Genomic DNA, 16398 nt, shown 5'->3' on the forward strand with positions numbered 1-16398 from the left:
TGTGCTGAGCTGAGCTGCGCCGGAGTATGAACGCCGACTTCCTGCCCCTGCGGCAGAGTGCGGCAGCCACGCGCGGATACTGACGGTCATGACGTCGACGAACCCGGCCGAACCGCGGCGCGCGGCCACGATGGTGGCCGGGCGCCGCCTCTCCTTCCTCGACTTCGGCGGCCCGGGACGCCCCCTGCTGGCCCTGCACGGACACTTCGGAGAAGGCCGTACCTTCACGCGCCTGGCCCGGGAACTGGACGACTCCTGGCGGGTCGTCGCCCTCGACCAGCGTGGGCACGGGTACTCCGACCGTCCCGCAGACTTCTCCCGCACCGGCTACGTCGAGGACGCCGCGACCGTGCTGGCACATCTGGAGATCGACAACGCGGTCGTGCTCGGCCACTCCCTCGGAGGCATCAACGCCTACCAACTCGCCGCTCGGCACCCCGGGCTCGTGGACGCCCTGATCGTCGAGGACATCGGCGCCGAAGTCGATGACGAGCTGTCCTTCAGTCTGGCCTGGCCACATCGGGCACCGACCCGGGCCGAGCTGCTGGAGGGGCTCGGTCCGTCGGCGAGCTATCTCACGGACGCCGTGCGTGAGTACCCCGACGGCTGGGGCCTTGCCTTCGACCCGAAGGACATGAACGCCTCACAGCAGCACCTCAACGGCGATCACTGGGACGACTGGCTCGCCGGCACCTGCCCGACCCTGCTCATCCGCGGCAACCGCAGCAAGGTCCTCAGCGCTGAGCACGCGAAGGACATGGCCGGCCGGCGCCCCCATACCCAGCTCGTTGAACTCCCGGCCGGACACACCGTCCACGAGACGGTCCCAGCGGAGTTCGCCGCAGCTGTCCGAGGGTTCCTCAGCTCCTTGTGACCTTGCGCCGCTGACGCTCTCGAAATCGCCGCACGTGCCTGGCGTACTGCCCAGCGCGGGACCTCTGGGCACGATCAATCGCAAGCACCAGGGGATCTGCCGTGCGCTCGTACAGCTCGACCTCGACGGAGTCCGTGTCCCCGGACCAAGATCCGGAAGAAGTGCCCCAGGCGGGTGGCGGTCGGTCGCGTCGCCGTGGGTGGGGAGCTGCCCGGGGACGGGTCGGCCAGGGCGGTTGCGGCACCCCGTCGGGCCGACGCACCCGGAGGGGGCGGGTGGGTGGGAGATGGGCGACCGCACGGCGCGAGCGACGGGCTGACCGGCGCGGCCCACGCGTGGCCCAACGCGGCCGCACAGCCCACCCGTGGCCCAACACGGCGGAGCCACCCCCGCGTTGCCCAACACCCCGGGGATTGTGCCCAGGGGCGCGGGGCCCGATCAAACCCGCCCCGCGTTCGACGGGGAGCCCGTCGGGCGGCGAGGGGGCTGGGGGTGGAGGCCCCAGGGGGTCGCCCCGGTGCGGGGTGAAGGGGTGTCGCCGGCTGCCAAGCGGAGCGTCGGCGCCGGGGAGCGGCCCCAGCCCACGTCCCCCTCGATGTGGCGCAGCAGAATGCCCTCGCGGATCGCCCACGGGGAGACCGTCAGCTCGCGGATGCCCATGAGCTTCATCGCCGTGTGGCCGACGAGCGCCCCCGCCAGGGACTGCGACGCCCGGGGCGCGGAGATGCCCGGCAGCTCCGCGCGCCGCTCGGCCGGGAGCGCCGCCAGCTCCGTGACCGCCGAGCCCAGCGCCCTGCGGGTCAACTGGCGTGGCACGAACGGGCCGTGACGCCCGGGCGGCGCCCCGCACAGGCGCGCCAGCTGCGTGAACGTGCGGGACGTCGCCGCCGCCGTCAGCGGCCCCTCCCAGCGGATCCGCGCCGCGACGTCCCTGAGCTGGTGCCGCACATGGCGCCGCAACGCCTTCAACTGCTGTTCCGTCGGCGGCGATCCGTCGTCCGGCAGGTGCTCGCGGGTGAGCCGACCCGCCCCGAGCGGCAGCGAGATCGCGAACTCGGGGAGCCGGCCGCGCCCGAAGGCGACCTCGAGCGAACCGCCGCCGATGTCGAGGACGCCGAGCGGCCCGGCCCGCCAGCCCATCCAGCGCCGCGCCGCGAGGAACGTCAGCTCGGCCTCCACCTCGCCGGGCAGTACCCGGGGCCGCACCCCGCTGCCCGCCTCGACGGCGTCGAGCACCTCGTCCCGGTTCGGCGCGTCCCGGACGATGGCCGTGGCGAAGACGAACGGCTCGTCGCTGCCCCAGCGTTCGGCCTCCGCGATCGCCGCCCGCACCGCCTCCACGAGACGCTCGACGGCCGCGGGGCCCAGTCTGCGGTCGCCGTCCACCAGCTCCGACAGGCGCAGCCGCCGCTTGGCCGTGTGCACCGGCAGCGGCGCCCCGTCGCGTGCGTCCGCGATCGCGAGGCGCACGGTGTTCGAACCGACATCCACCACACTGATTCGCATGATCGACGGAGTACCCCTGTTGGGGTGCGTCAATGCGCGGGTGTGTCCGAGGCCATGGCCCGTACGTCAAGGGCCGACAGGATCCAACTCCTGGAATCCGCCGGGTCGATGACCGCGTCGATCTCCAGCGCCGCCGCCGCGTTCACCGCCTTGCCGTGCTCGTACAGCTCGGCGACCCGCGCCTCGAACGCCCGCTCCCGCTCGGCGGGATCGGCGATCGCCTCCAGTTCGCGCCGGTAGCCGAGCCGCACCGCGCCCTCCAGGCCCATCCCGCCGAACTCGCCGCTCGGCCAGGCCGCGGTGCCGAGCGGCGCCCGCGTCGAGCCGCCCATCATGGCCATCGCCCCGAGCCCGTACGCCTTGCGCAGCACGAGGCACACCAGTGGCACGGTGAGGCGGGCGCCCGCCACGAACAGGTCCGCGAACTGGCGTACCGTCGCGGTGCGTTCGGACTCAGGGCCGACCATGAACCCCGGTGTGTCGCACAGTGAGACGACCGGGAGGCCGAACGCCTCGCACAGCCGCAGGAAGCGCGCCGCCTTGTCCGCGGCATCCCGGTCGACGGCGCCGCCGAGGTGCGCCGGATTGTTGGCGACCAGGCCCATCGGGCGGCCCTCGATCCGCACCAGCGCCGTGATGACTCCCGCCCCGAAGCCGCGGCGCAGTTCGAGCACCGAGTCCGTGTCGGCGAGTCCCTCGATCGCGGCGCGGATGTCGTAGGCGCGACGCCGGTTCTCGGGCACCGCGTGGCGCAGGCGTCGCGGGTCCGGTGCCTCCCAACTCACCTGCGGACCCTGGAAGTACGAGAGGTAGGCGCGGGCCACACGCACCGCCTCCGCCTCGTCGGCGACCGGGACGTCCACGACCCCGTTCGGTACCTGCACCGACAGCGGGCCGATGTCCTCGGGGCGGTGCACACCGAGGCCACCGCCCTCGATCATCGCGGGGCCGCCCATGCCGATGTTCGCCTCGGGCGTCGCGATGATGACGTCGCAGCAGCCGAGCAGCGCCGCGTTCCCCGCGAAGCAGCGGCCCGAGGCGATACCGACGAGCGGCACCTTGCCGTTGAGGCGGGCCATTTGGTGGAACGTCATGACGTCCAGGCCGGCGATCGAGGAGGTGTCCGTGTCGCCGGGGCGGCCTCCGCCGCCCTCCGCGAACAGCACGACGGGCAGTCCGCGTTCCTCGGCCAGGTGCAGCATCCGGTCGGTCTTGCGGTGGTTGTTGTGGCCCTGCGTCCCGGCGAGCACCGTGTAGTCGTACGACATCGCGACCGCGGGCGCGCCGCCGATCCGGCCCGTGCCGGTGACCATGCCGTCGGCGGGTGTCGAGCGGATCAGGTCGTCCAGCGGGCGGCGCCGCCGCTGCGCGGCCACCGCGAGCGCGCCGTACTCGGTGAACGTCCCCGGGTCGCACAGGTCCTCGATGTTCTCGCGGGCCGTACGCAGCCCGGTCGCATGCCGCTTGGCGACCGCTTCGGGGCGGTTCTCGTCCAGGCCGAAGGCGTGTCGCTCGATGACCTGCGCGAGGTCGGGGCGCACCGCGTCGAGGTCGAGCTCCTCGGCCACGTCCTCCTGGGCATCACCGCTCTCGGCCACGTCAAGGAGTACCAACGAGGCGCCCTCGGCGACCGTTTCGCCCACTCCCGCGCCCACGGCACGTACGACACCCGCGTGCTCGGCGCGCACCACGTGCTCCATCTTCATCGCTTCCAGTACGAGCAAGGTGGCGCCCGCCGCGACGAGTTGGCCGGGCTCGGCCTCGACGGTGACGACCGTGCCCGCCATGGGCGCGGTCACCGTGCCCGGTTCCGTACCGCCTTCCGGATCGGTGTCGGCGGGCGGTACGAGTTCCGCGAGGTGGCGCTGGACGAATCCGGTGTCGAAGCCGCCCGCCGTGAAGCCGGGGTGGTCCAGCAGCCGGGCCAGGAAGAGGATTCCGGTCCGCACACCCTCCACCGTGAACTCGTCGAGCGCCCGCCGCGCCCGCGCGCACGCTGCCGCGAAGTCTCCGGCCGGCGCGTGCGCGACGACCTTGGCGAGGAGGGAGTCGTAGCGCGTGCCGAGTTCGGTGCCGGTGCGGGCGGCGGTGTCGACGCGCACACCGGGGCCCGTCGGCACGTCGAGGCGCGCGAGCCGCCCCGCCGACGGGCGCACCGCACCGTCCGGGCCCGTGACCTCCGCGTTCACCCGCAGCTGTACGGCGAAGCCGCGTGGCTCGGGCGGCTCCCCGGCGAGACCGAGGCCGGCCAGGGGCTCGCCCGCAGCGATCCGCAGCTGCGTCGCGACCAGGTCGACACCCGTCACCTCCTCCGTCACCGTGTGCTCCACCTGGAGGCGCGGATTGGCCTCCATGAACACGAACTCCTCGCCCCGGACCAGGAATTCGACCGTGCCGACCCCTGCGTAACGGGCGGCGCCGGTCAGGCTCAGGGCGGCGTCGAGGAGCCGACCGCGCACGGTGGCGTCGAGGCCGGGCGCCGGGGCGATCTCGACGAGCTTCTGGTGGCGGCGTTGTGCGCTGCAGTCCCGCTCCCACAGGTGACTCACCATGCCGCCGTCGCCGACGACCTGCACCTCGATGTGCCGGGCGCCCTCCCACAGCCGCTCCACATACAACTCGCCGCGACCAAAGGCTTGTTGGGCCTCGGAGGCACACCGCTCCCACGCCTCGTCGAGCTCCGCCGCGTCCCGTACGACCCGCATCCCGCGCCCGCCGCCCCCGCCCACGGCCTTGACCATCACCGGCCCTTCGGCGAGGAACGCCCGCGCCTCCTCCAGCGTGGTGTCACCCTCCGTGCCGGGCAGCACCGGCACCCCGGTCCCGACCGCGAGCGCACGGGCACGTGCCTTGTCCCCGAACAGGTCGAGCACCTCCGGAGAAGGGCCCACGAAGGTGAGCCCGGCGTCCGCGCACCGGCGCGCGAACGCCGCGGACTCGCTCAGGAAGCCGTAGCCGGGGTGGAGATACGTACACCCGGACCGGCGCGCGGCCGCGACCAGCGCCTCGGCATCCAGATAGCCGCCCGCCGCGAGCGGCACGGCCTCGTCCGCCAGGTGCAGGTGCGCCTCGTCGCCCGGCTCGTGCACGGCCACCGTGCGCAGCCCGAGTTCGGCGGCGGCGCGCAGCACCCGTACGGCGATCTCCCCTCGGTTGGCGACGAGAACGGCGGCAGACCCCATGTGCCCCTCCGGGAAGTCGAATTCGGATTCAGGAACGGATTCCGTCATGTTCATTGACACTGACGTCAACGTCAATACTCTGGGCGCTGTGGCACGCAGTCAGCAGGACAGACCGCCCCGGCGGCAGGAATGGGCGACCCGCACCGCCCGCGACCGGACCGACGCCCCGGCGCGCGGACGGCTGCTCGACGCGGCCGAGCAGGTCTTCGCCCGGCTCGGCTACGGCCCGGCGACGATCGCCGACATCACGACGCAGGCCGAGGTGTCACGGGCCGGCTTCTACGTCTACTTCGCGTCCAAGGAAGAGGTCTTCCGGGTGCTCGCGGGGCGCGTACGGGACGCGTTCCTCACCGCGCAGGACGTTCCCGGGGTGGACCCCGACGACGTGGCTGCGGTCGCGCGGGCCTCCACGGCCGCGTTCATCGCCGCCTACGCGCGCCACCTGCCGCTGCTCGTCCTGCTCGAACAGCAGGCGCGGGGCGACGCCGAGGTGCGCGCCCTGTGGGAGGAGATCCGCGAGCGTCCGGTCCGCCGCGCCGCCCGCTACGTACGCCGGGTCGCGGCCGAGGGCAGGGCGCACCCGGTCGTCGACCCGCTCACCCTGTCCCGGGCCGTCGGCGGCATGAGCATCGAGTTCGCGCGGCTCGTCGCCGAGCGACCGGACACGTACGACCGGGCGGTCGCCGACGCGACCGTCATGTACCTGCACCTTCTCGGTATCGGAGCAGCACCGCAGCAGTAGGGAGCCGCACGTTGTCTCACGGCACGTCCACCATCGACACAGAGGCGTATCTGCGCGACCTGCGCGCCCGCCAGGTGAAGTCCAGGTCCGGCCGCCAGTCGTCCGAAACCCGCCACGAGGCCGGGGAGTTGACGCTCCCCGGACATGTGGCCCGCTGGGCCGTGCGCCATCCGGACCGGCCCGCGATCGTCACGGCGGCCGAGACCCTCAGCTACCGGCAACTCGACGACCAGAGCGCCCGGTTGGCGGGATGGATGACCGAACAGGGCGTACGGCCGGGCGACCGCGTCGGCGTCTTCCTGCCGAACGGGGCCCGCTTCGTCGTCGCCCTGCTCGCCGTGCTGCGCATCGGCGCGGTGCACGTACCGGTGAACCCGATGTTCCGTGCGGCCGAGCTGCGGCATGAACTGAACGATGCCGCACCGGAGTTGGTCGTCACACGGGACGCACTGCTGCCCGCCGTCGACGAGGTGCGCCCCGACACCCCCGTACGTACCGTGCTGGCCGACGCCGACTGGCCGCGGGCAGTCGCACACGAGCGCCACGAGTCCATCGCCGACGACCTCGACGCGCTCGCCGCCCTCAACTACACCGGAGGCACCACCGGGCTCCCCAAGGGCTGCGAACACACCCAGCGGCACATGGTCTACACGGCCACCGCCATCGACAACGGCCGCACGGCCACGGACGCGGAGCGCGAGCGCGGCATCGTCTCGGTCTGCTACCTGCCCATCTTCTGGATAGCCGGCGAGAACCTCGGCATCCTCGCCCCGCTGGTCTCCGGCGGGACCAGCATCCTGCTCACCCGCTGGAACGCGGGCGAGGTCCTCGACGCCATCGAGACCCACGGCGCGACCACCATGGCCGGCACCGTCGAGAACTACCTCGAACTCCTCGACCACCCCGACTTCGCGCGCCACGACCTGACGAGCCTGTCGAGCCCGCTCACCGTCTCCTTCATCCGCAAGCTCACCCCGGCCCTGCGCGCGCGGTGGAAGGAGGCCGTCGGCGAGCACAGTGTGCTGCGCGAGGCCTCGTACGGGATGACCGAGACACACACCAGTGACACCAACACACTCGGCTTCCAGGACGGCGACCACGATCTGCTGAGCGACCCGGTGTTCTGCGGACTCCCGGTCCCCGGAACGGACTTCATGGTCGTCGACTTCACCACCGGCGAGCCGCTGCCGCTGGGGGAGCGGGGCGAGATCGTGGTGCGCGGCCCGTCCGTGCTCACCCGCTACTGGCGCGCGCCCGAGGCCACCGCGAGCGCGCTGCGCGACGGGTGGCTGCACACCGGGGACATCGGCGCCCTCGACGAAGAGGGCTGCCTGCACTACCTGGGCCGCGACAAGGACATGATCAAGGTGAAGGGCATGAGTGTCTTCCCGACGGAAGTGGAGACACTGCTCGCCCAGCACCCCGACGTGCTCGCCGCCGCGGTCGTCGCCGTCGACGACCCGGACAGCGGTCAGCGCCCGTACGCGTTCGCGCGCACCGTCCCCGGGTCCGCGCTCACCGGGGACGCGCTCAAGGAGTGGGCGGCCGGGGCCATGGCGACGTACAAGGTCCCGCACATCGTCGAGATCCTCGACGAGCTGCCGCTCACCCCCACCGGGAAGATCAGGAAGACGGAGCTGAGCGCTCGAGCCACTCGCACGCGGCCCGCGCCGTGAACTCCTCCTGACCGCCCTTGAACAGCAGGTCGGCCGTGGTGAACGCCGGGTCCTCCGCCTGCGCCGCGACATACGGCAGCGCGATGCAGCGCATGCCGGCCGCGTGCGCGGCGGCGGCCCCCGGCGCCGCGTCCTCCAGGACCACACAGTGCGGGGCCTGCGTGCCGAGCCTGCGCGCCGCCTCAAGGAACACGTCGGGGGCCGGCTTGCCGTGCTCGACCTCGTCCGCCGACACGTACAGCGGCAGCTGCGCCATGAGCCCGGTACCGGTGAGGATCGCGTCGATCGCCTCCGGGGACGAGCCCGACGCGACGATCATCGGCACGCCCGCCGCGTGCAGCCGCTCGACGAACAGCCGCATCTGCGGGAAGACATGGGTGTCGGCGCGCGCGAGCTCCAGATAGCGGGCGTTCATCTCCTCGAGCAGCTCGCCGTCCGGCGCCTCGATGCCGTACTTCCGCTTCCAGATGCCGATGGTCTCCAGCGTGGAGATCCCGACGTACGTCTCGTGGTCGGCCCACGAGAAGTCGTTGACGCCCTGGCGGGCGAGGGTGGCCAGGGAGGCCCGGAAGTAGTTCGGCTCGCTGTCCACGAGGGTGCCGTCGAGATCGAAGACGATCGCGGTGTCGCCGAAGTGGTACGAGGGGTGGTTCGCGTCGCTCATGGGAACCAGGATGCAGGACCGGGGACCCCGGATCATCCGCGCGGCTGTCCCGCCGCCTTCCCGATCGCCTCGACCAGCGGCAGCAGCCGGTGCGGGACGCGCTCGCGCAGCGCCACCTCGGTGCGGGTGCGGACCACGCCGGGCAGGCGGTTGAGCTGCTGGATCACATCCTCCAGATGCTCGGCGTCGCGCGCCGCCACGCGGGCGAGGAGATCACCGCCGCCCGTGGTGGAGTACGCCTCGATGATCTCCGGCACCCCCGCGAGCTCGTCCCCGACGTCCCCCAGGTGGCCCTGCGTGGTCTCGATGTGCACGAAGGCGAGCACCGGGTGGCCGAGGGCCGCGGGGGAGAGGGACGGCTGCACGCCCGTGATCACACCGTCCCGCTCCATCCGGTCGAGCCGGGCCTGGAGCGTGCCGCGGGCCACGCCGAGGATCCGGGCGTACTCGCGCATGCTGGTGCGGGGCTGTTCCAGGAGGAGCCGCAGGATGCGGGTGTCGAGCTGGTCCACTGCCATGGGCGTCGGGCTCCTTCGGTGGCGCGGCGGAACGCGGCCGACTGTACCAATGGCTCAGTGCCTGGCACCTGTCGTGCCTGTCGTGCCGATGGTGCCAGTGCCGCCGGTCGCGCCGGGCGTGCCCGGCAGCCCCGGGAGGCCGACGAACGTCCCGTCGTGGTGCACCAGCGGCCCCGCGTCCGTGACCCGGTCCGCCCGCACCACGAGCCCGATGACCAGCGCGTGGTCGCCCACCGGCCGGGTGCTGACCGGCGTGAGCACGAAGCGGGCCAGCACGCCGTCCAGGGCGGGCAGGCCCAGCGCGTCGCGGTGCCAGGAGGTGCCCGGCCCGAAGCGGGCGTGGCGCGGGCCCGCGAAGGCCCGCGCCACCTCCTCCTGACCGGCCGCGAGCAGCTGCACCATCACATGCGTCGCGCCCCGCACCGCCTCCCACGAACCCGACCGCAGGCCGACCGTGAACGACAGGAGCGGCGGGTCCAGGGAGAGCGAGGCGAGCGAGGTGACACAGAATCCGGCGGGCCGCTCCCCGCCGACCGTGATCACGGCGACCCCCTTGGCGTGCCGCCGCAGCGCGGACCGTACGAGTTCGGGCTCGGCCGCTTCGACACCCGGCGGACTCGTCGCCTCGGCGGTCACGCCGCGCCCTCCCGCAGCGCGGCCCCGGCGCGGGCGTGGATCTCCTCGGCGTGCGGCGAGGCGCTGCCGCGCTCGTACGCGGCCAAGTGGGCGCGCCAGTCCGTGAGCGCCCCGGACGGGTCGTCGAGGGCCAAGCGGCTGACGCCCCGCAGGTACAGCAGCTCCGGGTCGGGCGCGCCGCCGGCCGAGGCCATCGCCCGGTCCAGATCGGCGGCCGCGCGCCGGTGATCGCCGAGGGACTGGAGCGCCACGGCCCGGTTGGCCCGTAACTCCGCGTCGTCGTCGAGCGCGAGGGCCGCGTCCAGGTCGGCGACGGCCTCGGCGGGGCGGCCCGCGTCGAAGGCGAGGACGGCCCGGTTCGCCCAGGCGGCGAGGCAGCCCGGATCCGCCTTCAGCGCCGCCGAATAGCTCTCGTACGCGGCTCCCGTGTCGCCCAGTTCGGAGTGCAACGCGCCCTGCGTGGCGAGGAAGTGGGAGTTGTCGGGCGCGATGCCGAGGCCGTGGTCGATGTCGGCGCGGGCCCGGTCGAAGTCGCCGCGCTCCAGGGACAGGTCCGCGCGGTGCAGCAGCGAGTCGAGGTGGTCCGGCTCGATGGCGAGGGCATGGTCCAGATCGCGCAGCGCGCCCGCGTCGTCGCCCAACTCCCGCAGCAGATCGGCCCGGTTGAAGTGCGCCTCGTAGAACGGCGGCGTGAGGCGGATCGCGGTCGCGTAGTCGGCGAGCGCCTCGTGGGCAGCGCCGAGCGCGCGGTGCTGGGCGGCCCGCTCGAAGTAGTAGTCGCCGTAGTCCGGGTCGCGGCGGATCACCTCGTCGTAGTCGGCCAGCGAAGCGGTGTGGTCGCCGCGCGCGCCGCGCACCTGCGCCCGGTTGTACAACAGCACGGAGCGGTGCAGGAGTTGCTCGTCCGGGCCGAAGTCGGCGTCCGTGATCGCCATCGCCTCCTCGACCAGGGCGAGCGAACCGTCGGCGTTGCCGCGGTGCAGCTCGACCAGTGCCCGTGCGTTGCGCATGAACGCCCGTACCAGGACCCGCTTGTGCGGGTCGGGGTGCACGTCCGCGATCGCGATCGCCGTGTTCACCCAGGCCAGCGCGAGGTCCTCGTCGTGCGCGGCCTTCGGCAGGAACCGGGTGTACAGCATCGCCATGAGGTACGCGGTTCCCATGTGCGCGTCCTGCGAGGTGGAGCCGCGCCGCATCTCCTCGAAGTACGCGAACGCGTCCGCGCCGCGCCCCAGATAGCACAGGCAGGCGCCGGTCTTGTGCGTCAGGTTCCAGTACGTACGGTCGGGCTCGACGCCGGCCAGCAGCGCCCTGCCGCGTTCGGCGAGGTCCACCACCGCCTCGTAGAACCCTTTGTTGAAGCAGGAGTTGACGGCCTGGACGATCGCCTCGACGCCCGCGCCCCGCGGGTCCGTGCCGTGCTCCAGGTGGTACGGGATCGCCCCGAGCCGCAGCGTCGGCTCGTCCCGACCGGCGAGCAGTTCGGCGCGGAGGGTGTGCCGGCGGGAACGCTCGGCGGCGGGCAGTGCTTCGTAGGCGCGCCGCAGACGGGCGTCGTCACTGGTGCCGTCGCTGTCGATGTAGCGCTGCGCGAGGTCCGTGTCGGGAAGCAACTCCGCGTCCACGATGGGGAGTCGGGGGACCCGGTGGGTGTGCGCGGCGAGCGCCTTGCCGAGCAGGTCGTCGGCCGCCCCCGCGCCGTCGACGACCACGGTCAGGGTGGCGGGATCGCAGCGCCGCAGCAGCACGGCCACCAGATCCCGGTCCGTGGGATCGGCCTCGTCCAGGCCCCGGAAGGCGAGGGTGAGGCCGCGAGGGTGGGCCACCCGCGCCCAGTCCATGAGGAGTTCGGCCACGCCGTGCGCGATGCGCAGGGCGCGGGTCGCCGCATAGAAGCGGGTGCGCTCCTTGGCGTCGGCGAGGTTGGTGAGGGTCTGCGGCGGCGTCGGCACGATCTCCATCAGCTCCGGGGCGATCGACTCCACCTCGGCCGCCCGCGCCGACGCCACCAACTTGCTGTCACGCTCGACCAGTTGGGGCACGGCCCGGTGCAGGAGGAAGTGCGCGGCGGTGAACGGGCCGCGTAACCGGCGGTGGCAGGCGACCTCCAGGGACGGTGACGGTGGTGACTCGGCGGCCGTGGTGTCCGCGGTGGCGTCGAACCACCAGTGGTGTGTCGAGAGGTGGGCGGTCATGTCAGGGCTCCTTGAGGTGACTTGGTACGGGACCGGTTCCGCCGGTCCCGCAGCGTGATGTGGACGAGCAGACCGATCTGAAGGCCGGACAGGAGCAGGAAGCCCGCCGCGTCGACCAGGTCCCAGAACGGGGTGTGCGGATCGCCGAGCCGGTCGGCGACCGTCGTCCAAAAGCGTGTGGCGGTCGGGATCCCGGCCCAGGCCAGCGAGGCCAGCGAGAACCCGTATCCGGCGAAGAGCAGCGGTGCGTACCAGCGGGCCATGGCACGGTCGCGCGGCGACCACTCGGTGTCCGCCGTGGGCGGCGCGAGCCGAAGTGCTTTGCGGAACCCGGTACGCAGCCGGAACCGCGACGCATTCTGCAGATCCGTACATCCGGTGGCGGTCGTCACCACGTAATAGATGTCCGTCTCCAAATAGAACAGGAATTGCCAGATGAGACGCAGGACACAGGTGAAGGCGACAGCGAGACAGAGTTTGTGAATCCACGACGGAATTACGTTCGTGTCAAGCGCGAGCGAAAGCAGCGTGAAACCGCACAGCAGAACAACATCCGCCAACATGCCTGCGCAGAAGACCAGATAGCGTTTCCCGCGCTCCACGCTGAGCAGCGAATCGAGCCGCGTCTCCGCGACGATGTAGTACAGCCTGCGCCCGATGCCGAGCGTGGACGGCAGGCCGAGCCGCCGCGCGGCGAGCGCGTGGAACGCCTCGTGCACGACGATGCACGGCAGCGCGAGCGCGAAGACGGTCAGCGGAATGAGCGTCAGATAGTGCGTGAAGAACACCTGGTGGTACGAGGGCCGCAGCCCGGGCTCGCGCACCATCATGGCCACCGCGGCCGCCACCAGGACGGCGTACGCGGTCCAGGCCGGCCAGGAGAACAGCGCTCTGCCGAGCCCCTGCCTGCGCACCCGCCGCTGTTCCACGACCGGTTCGCCGGTGTGCAGGAAGCCGAGGTCGGCGAGGGTTTCCAGGAAGTCGTCCATGTCGAGCGGGTCGCCGCACGTGCGCTCGTACCAGTCGGCGACCTCGCCGACGGACGCCCCGTCGGCGAACATCCGCAGCGCCTGTGCCCCCTCCTCGGGGAACACCGCGTACGAACCGGTGTCGGGCCGGCCGATCATCACGCCGTCGTCCTCGGCGACCATCGTGAGCCGGTGCAGACGAACGGTGTCGTTCATCCGGCACACCCCCTTGTGGGAGACGGAAGTCAGGTGGCCGGGGCCGGACCCCGAAGGCGGTCCGGCCCCGGCCGAGGAGGCGCAAATTACGCGGCGTCGCCGCAGAGGTAGTAGCAGGCCGTGGTCAGACGGATCGGCCCTGCCTTGCGGACAGAAATCTTCTTCATGGTGTTCCCCCTTCCGGGGCATCGGAGTGGTGCGAATTCCGGAATCGCGGTGCTGGAGCAAGCTTTGACATGCCAATTCGGGCATGTCAACGCGGAATTGAAGCATCCGTACACAACTTCCGGAACTGTTTTCGCGGCCGCTTTCCCGCTGTTTCCGGGCAGGGGGAAGCGGCACTCCTCACACGGGGAAAAAAGAAAGCAGAGTTCACTCGGCAAGCAAGGAGAAGAGATCGAAACGGGCGCGGCGCCTTCGGTCGGCCGCGCCGCCCGTGATCAGCGGTGCGCTCTGCGTGCCATCCGTGCCTCCCGCACGGCCCCCGTAGCAGCCCGGTGCGCCCCGGGCTCAGTGCGGGATACGGAGCGGGGTGGCGCAGCGTTCAGCGCTTCGGGCCTTGTTTCTATCGCCGGCCGATGACGCCCGGACCCGACGCCGTCGACCCCCGGACCACCAGCTCCGGCATGAACACGAACTCCGTGTGCGGCGCGGGAGTCCCACCGATCTCCTCGAGCACCGTGCGGACCGCCGCCTGCCCCATCGCCTGCACCGGCTTGCGGATCGTCGTGAGCGGCGGGTCCGTGAACGCGATGAGCGGGGAGTCGTCGAAGCCGACCACCGAGATGTCGTCCGGCACCTCAAGACCCCGCTGCCGCGCCGCCCGGATCGCCCCGAGCGCCATCATGTCGCTCGCGCACACGATCGCCGTGCAGCCGCGGTCCATCAGGTCGAAGGCGGCTGCCTGCCCGCCCTCCAGCGTGTACAGGGAGTGCTGGACGAACTCGCGCTCGATGTCGTCGGGGGAGAGGTCGAACCGGTCGCGCATCGCCCGCACGAAGCCCTCGATCTTCCGCTGCACCGGCACGAACCGCTTCGGCCCGAGCGCCAGGCCGATCCGCGTATGGCCCAGCGAGCCGAGGTGGGTGACCGCCAGTTGCATGGCCGCCCGGTCGTCCGGCGAGATGAACGGCGCCCGCACCTGCGGCGAGAACCCGTCCACGAGCACGAACGGCACACCCTGTGCCCGGAGTTGCTCGTAGCGACGCATGTCCGCGGTGGTGTCCGCGTGCAGTCCCGACACGTAGATGATGCCGGTGACACCACGGTCGACGAGCATCTCCGTCAGCTCGTCCTCTGTCGAGCCACCCGGGGTCTGCGTCGCGAGGACGGGTGTGTAGCCCTGGCGGGTCAGGGCCTGGCCGATGACCTGGGCGAGCGCCGGGAAGATCGGGTTCTCCAGCTCGGGCGTGATCAGGCCGACGAGCCCCTCGCTGCGCCGGCGCAGCCGTACAGGACGTTCGTAGCCGAGCACGTCGAGCGCGGCGAGGACCGACTGGCGGGTGGCCGCGGCGACGCCCGGCTTGCTGTTGAGGACCCGGCTCACCGTCGCCTCGCTCACCCCTGCCTGCGCCGCGATGTCGGCGAGGCGCGCGGTCGCGGGCGGAGCCGGGACCGCCTTGCGGGCGGCCTGGGCGGGCAGCTGGGTCATCGCACTCCTTGTGGGGGCCAAGAGCTGAGGGAGCTTGCAAGAGTCCCGATGATCCCTGTGACGCGGCCCCGTGGCAAGAGCTTGCAGGCCCTTGCAGTGCCACATAGGCCCATGTAACGGGCGATAACCACCCGCTCAGCGCCGCAACTTGGAGGTCACGAAGCCGTAACCTCCGCCCATCTCTGCAATATTTTTCAGCAAGGTCTTTCCTCGGGCTTGCAGCGCTGTTACGTTCACGTCGCTCAGTCGGGCCCAACCCTCTAGGAGTTCTCATGCGGCGTGGCATTGTGGCCACCGCGGTGGTGGCGTCCCTCGCACTCGCGGCGACGGCCTGCGGTGGAAGTGACGACAGCGGCGACAAGGCGTCGGGCCCGGTCACCATCACGTGGTGGGACACCTCGAACGCGACGAACGAGGCACCCACGTACAAGCAGTTGGCCAAGGACTTCACCAAGGCCAACCCGGACATCAAGGTCAAGTACGTCAACGTGCCCTTCGACCAGGCGCAGAACAAGTTCGACACGGCGGCCGGCGCGAGCGGCGCCCCCGACGTGCTGCGCGCCGAGGTCGGCTGGACCCCGGCGTTCGCCAAGAAGAGCTACCTGCTGCCGCTCGACGGCACCGAGGCGCTCGCCGACAAGGACAAATTCCAGGCGTCGCTCATCAAGCAGGCCCAGTTCGACGGCAAGACCTACGGTGTCCCGCTCGTCACCGACACCCTCGCCTTCGTCTACAACAAGGCCCTCTTCAAAAAGGCGGGCATCACCGAAGCGCCCACCACCTGGGACCAGTTGAAGAAGGACGCGGCCAAGGTGAAGGCCGAGACCGGCGCTGACGGCTTCTGGGGCTCCACGGCCGGCTACTACGCCGAGCCGTTCCTGATGGGCGAGGGCACCGACACCGTCGACCCCGCGGGCAAGAAGATAACCATCGGCTCCGCCGCTGCCAAGAAGGGCCTCACCACCTGGAAGGGCCTGTTCAGCGGCAAGGGCCTGCACAAGGCCGACGCCACCGCCGACGCGTACGCGCACATCCAGGACGCGTTCGTGAACGGCAAGGTCGCCTCGACCATCCAGGGCCCGTGGGAGATCACGAACTTCTACAAGGGCTCCGCGTTCAAGGACAAGAAGAACCTGGGCATCGCCACCGTCCCGGCAGGGTCCGGAGGCAAGCCGGGCGCCCCGACGGGCGGCCACAACCTGTCCCTCTACGCGGGCTCGGACAAGGCCCACCAGGAGGCCTCGCTGAAGTTCGTGAAGTGGATGACGTCGGCGAAGACGCAGGAGCAGATCGCCCTGAAGAACGCGACGCTGCCCACCCGCCAGGACGCGTACACCGCGAAGGTCACCGCCGACCCCGGCATCGCCGGCTACCAGAAGGTGCTCTCCAGCGCGCAGCCGCGCCCGGAGCTGCCCGAGTACAGCTCGCTGTGGACGCCGATGGACCAGGAGCTGCCGAAGGTCGCCACCGGCAAGGAGTCCCTGGACCAGGGCGTGAGCAGCCTGGAGACCTCGTTCGCCAAGCTGCTGCCCGGCTTCTCCAAGTGACCCGCTAGCAACGGCCGGTTCGC

12 protein-coding genes are annotated in these 16398 nt (G+C 71.6%); 4 read left to right on the plus strand and 8 right to left on the minus strand.

Going from position 1 to position 16398, the window contains the following annotated elements:
* The first annotated feature begins 88 nt into the window (after positions 1-88).
* Positions 89-874, plus strand: coding sequence for an alpha/beta fold hydrolase (locus ACOKM3_RS35445; protein ID WP_426905327.1), 786 nt, complete (start codon positions 89-91; stop codon positions 872-874).
* A gap of 438 nt (positions 875-1312) precedes the next feature.
* Here the strand turns inward: ACOKM3_RS35445 and ACOKM3_RS35450 are convergent, their stop codons facing one another.
* On the minus strand, positions 1313-2380 hold the full coding sequence (locus tag ACOKM3_RS35450; RefSeq protein WP_426905328.1) for a Ppx/GppA family phosphatase: 1068 nt from the start codon (positions 2378-2380) through the stop codon (positions 1313-1315).
* Positions 2381-2409: 29 nt separating this feature from the next.
* Positions 2410-5562, minus strand: a complete 3153-nt coding sequence (locus tag ACOKM3_RS35455) for a carboxyl transferase domain-containing protein (protein WP_426905329.1) — start codon at positions 5560-5562, stop codon at positions 2410-2412.
* Between the two features lie 88 nt (positions 5563-5650).
* On the opposite strand from ACOKM3_RS35455, the gene ACOKM3_RS35460 reads away from it, so the two are divergent.
* Together ACOKM3_RS35460 and ACOKM3_RS35465 are read left to right on the plus strand one after the other, a co-directional pair.
* Complete coding sequence (locus ACOKM3_RS35460) at positions 5651-6304, plus strand: TetR/AcrR family transcriptional regulator (protein WP_426905330.1); 654 nt, start codon at positions 5651-5653, stop codon at positions 6302-6304.
* An 11-nt stretch (positions 6305-6315) separates the two neighbouring features.
* Entirely contained in the window at positions 6316-7980 is a 1665-nt protein-coding gene (locus ACOKM3_RS35465) for an AMP-binding protein (protein WP_426905332.1), read from the plus strand.
* Here ACOKM3_RS35465 and ACOKM3_RS35470 read toward each other — a convergent pair.
* From ACOKM3_RS35470 to ACOKM3_RS35495, 6 genes are all read right to left on the minus strand, one after another.
* On the minus strand, positions 7928-8644 hold the full coding sequence (locus ACOKM3_RS35470) for an HAD family hydrolase (RefSeq protein WP_426905333.1): 717 nt from the start codon (positions 8642-8644) through the stop codon (positions 7928-7930). The genes ACOKM3_RS35465 and ACOKM3_RS35470 overlap by 53 nt on opposite strands.
* 32 nt (positions 8645-8676) lie before the next feature.
* Positions 8677-9162: an Lrp/AsnC family transcriptional regulator gene (locus ACOKM3_RS35475; RefSeq protein WP_266716029.1), complete on the minus strand. Its 486-nt coding sequence runs from the start codon at positions 9160-9162 to the stop codon at positions 8677-8679.
* 54 nt (positions 9163-9216) lie between these two features.
* Positions 9217-9798: a flavin reductase family protein gene (locus tag ACOKM3_RS35480; RefSeq protein ID WP_426905334.1), complete on the minus strand. Its 582-nt coding sequence runs from the start codon at positions 9796-9798 to the stop codon at positions 9217-9219.
* Complete coding sequence (locus ACOKM3_RS35485; RefSeq protein ID WP_426905335.1) at positions 9795-11993, minus strand: tetratricopeptide repeat protein; 2199 nt, start codon at positions 11991-11993, stop codon at positions 9795-9797. Before ACOKM3_RS35485 ends, ACOKM3_RS35480 begins: the two co-directional genes overlap by 4 nt.
* Positions 11990-13177 (minus strand): hypothetical protein, encoded by a 1188-nt coding sequence (locus ACOKM3_RS35490; protein WP_426905336.1) that lies wholly within the window; start codon positions 13175-13177, stop codon positions 11990-11992. The genes ACOKM3_RS35485 and ACOKM3_RS35490 overlap by 4 nt, the downstream gene beginning before the upstream one ends.
* Before the next feature lie 565 nt (positions 13178-13742).
* Positions 13743-14828 (minus strand): LacI family DNA-binding transcriptional regulator, encoded by a 1086-nt coding sequence (locus ACOKM3_RS35495; protein WP_426905337.1) that lies wholly within the window; start codon positions 14826-14828, stop codon positions 13743-13745.
* Between the two features lie 272 nt (positions 14829-15100).
* Here ACOKM3_RS35495 and ACOKM3_RS35500 point away from each other — a divergent pair, with 272 nt between their 5' ends.
* Positions 15101-16375: an extracellular solute-binding protein gene (locus ACOKM3_RS35500; RefSeq protein WP_426905338.1), complete on the plus strand. Its 1275-nt coding sequence runs from the start codon at positions 15101-15103 to the stop codon at positions 16373-16375.
* Positions 16376-16398: the final 23 nt, after the last annotated feature.

Origin of the sequence: Streptomyces nidicola, from assembly GCF_050106155.1 — a bacterium.
Taxonomy (GTDB): Bacteria; Actinomycetota; Actinomycetes; order Streptomycetales; family Streptomycetaceae; genus Streptomyces.

Coding starts and splice junctions, on each gene's coding strand:
- ACOKM3_RS35445 (WP_426905327.1), top strand. CDS start 89: ATGACGTCGACGAACCCGGCCGAACCGCGGCGCGCGGCCACGATGGTG.
- ACOKM3_RS35450 (WP_426905328.1), bottom strand. CDS start 2,380: ATGCGAATCAGTGTGGTGGATGTCGGTTCGAACACCGTGCGCCTCGCG.
- ACOKM3_RS35455 (WP_426905329.1), bottom strand. CDS start 5,562: ATGGGGTCTGCCGCCGTTCTCGTCGCCAACCGAGGGGAGATCGCCGTA.
- ACOKM3_RS35470 (WP_426905333.1), bottom strand. CDS start 8,644: ATGAGCGACGCGAACCACCCCTCGTACCACTTCGGCGACACCGCGATC.
- ACOKM3_RS35475 (WP_266716029.1), bottom strand. CDS start 9,162: ATGGCAGTGGACCAGCTCGACACCCGCATCCTGCGGCTCCTCCTGGAA.
- ACOKM3_RS35485 (WP_426905335.1), bottom strand. CDS start 11,993: ATGACCGCCCACCTCTCGACACACCACTGGTGGTTCGACGCCACCGCG.
- ACOKM3_RS35490 (WP_426905336.1), bottom strand. CDS start 13,177: ATGAACGACACCGTTCGTCTGCACCGGCTCACGATGGTCGCCGAGGAC.
- ACOKM3_RS35495 (WP_426905337.1), bottom strand. CDS start 14,828: ATGACCCAGCTGCCCGCCCAGGCCGCCCGCAAGGCGGTCCCGGCTCCG.
- ACOKM3_RS35500 (WP_426905338.1), top strand. CDS start 15,101: ATGCGGCGTGGCATTGTGGCCACCGCGGTGGTGGCGTCCCTCGCACTC.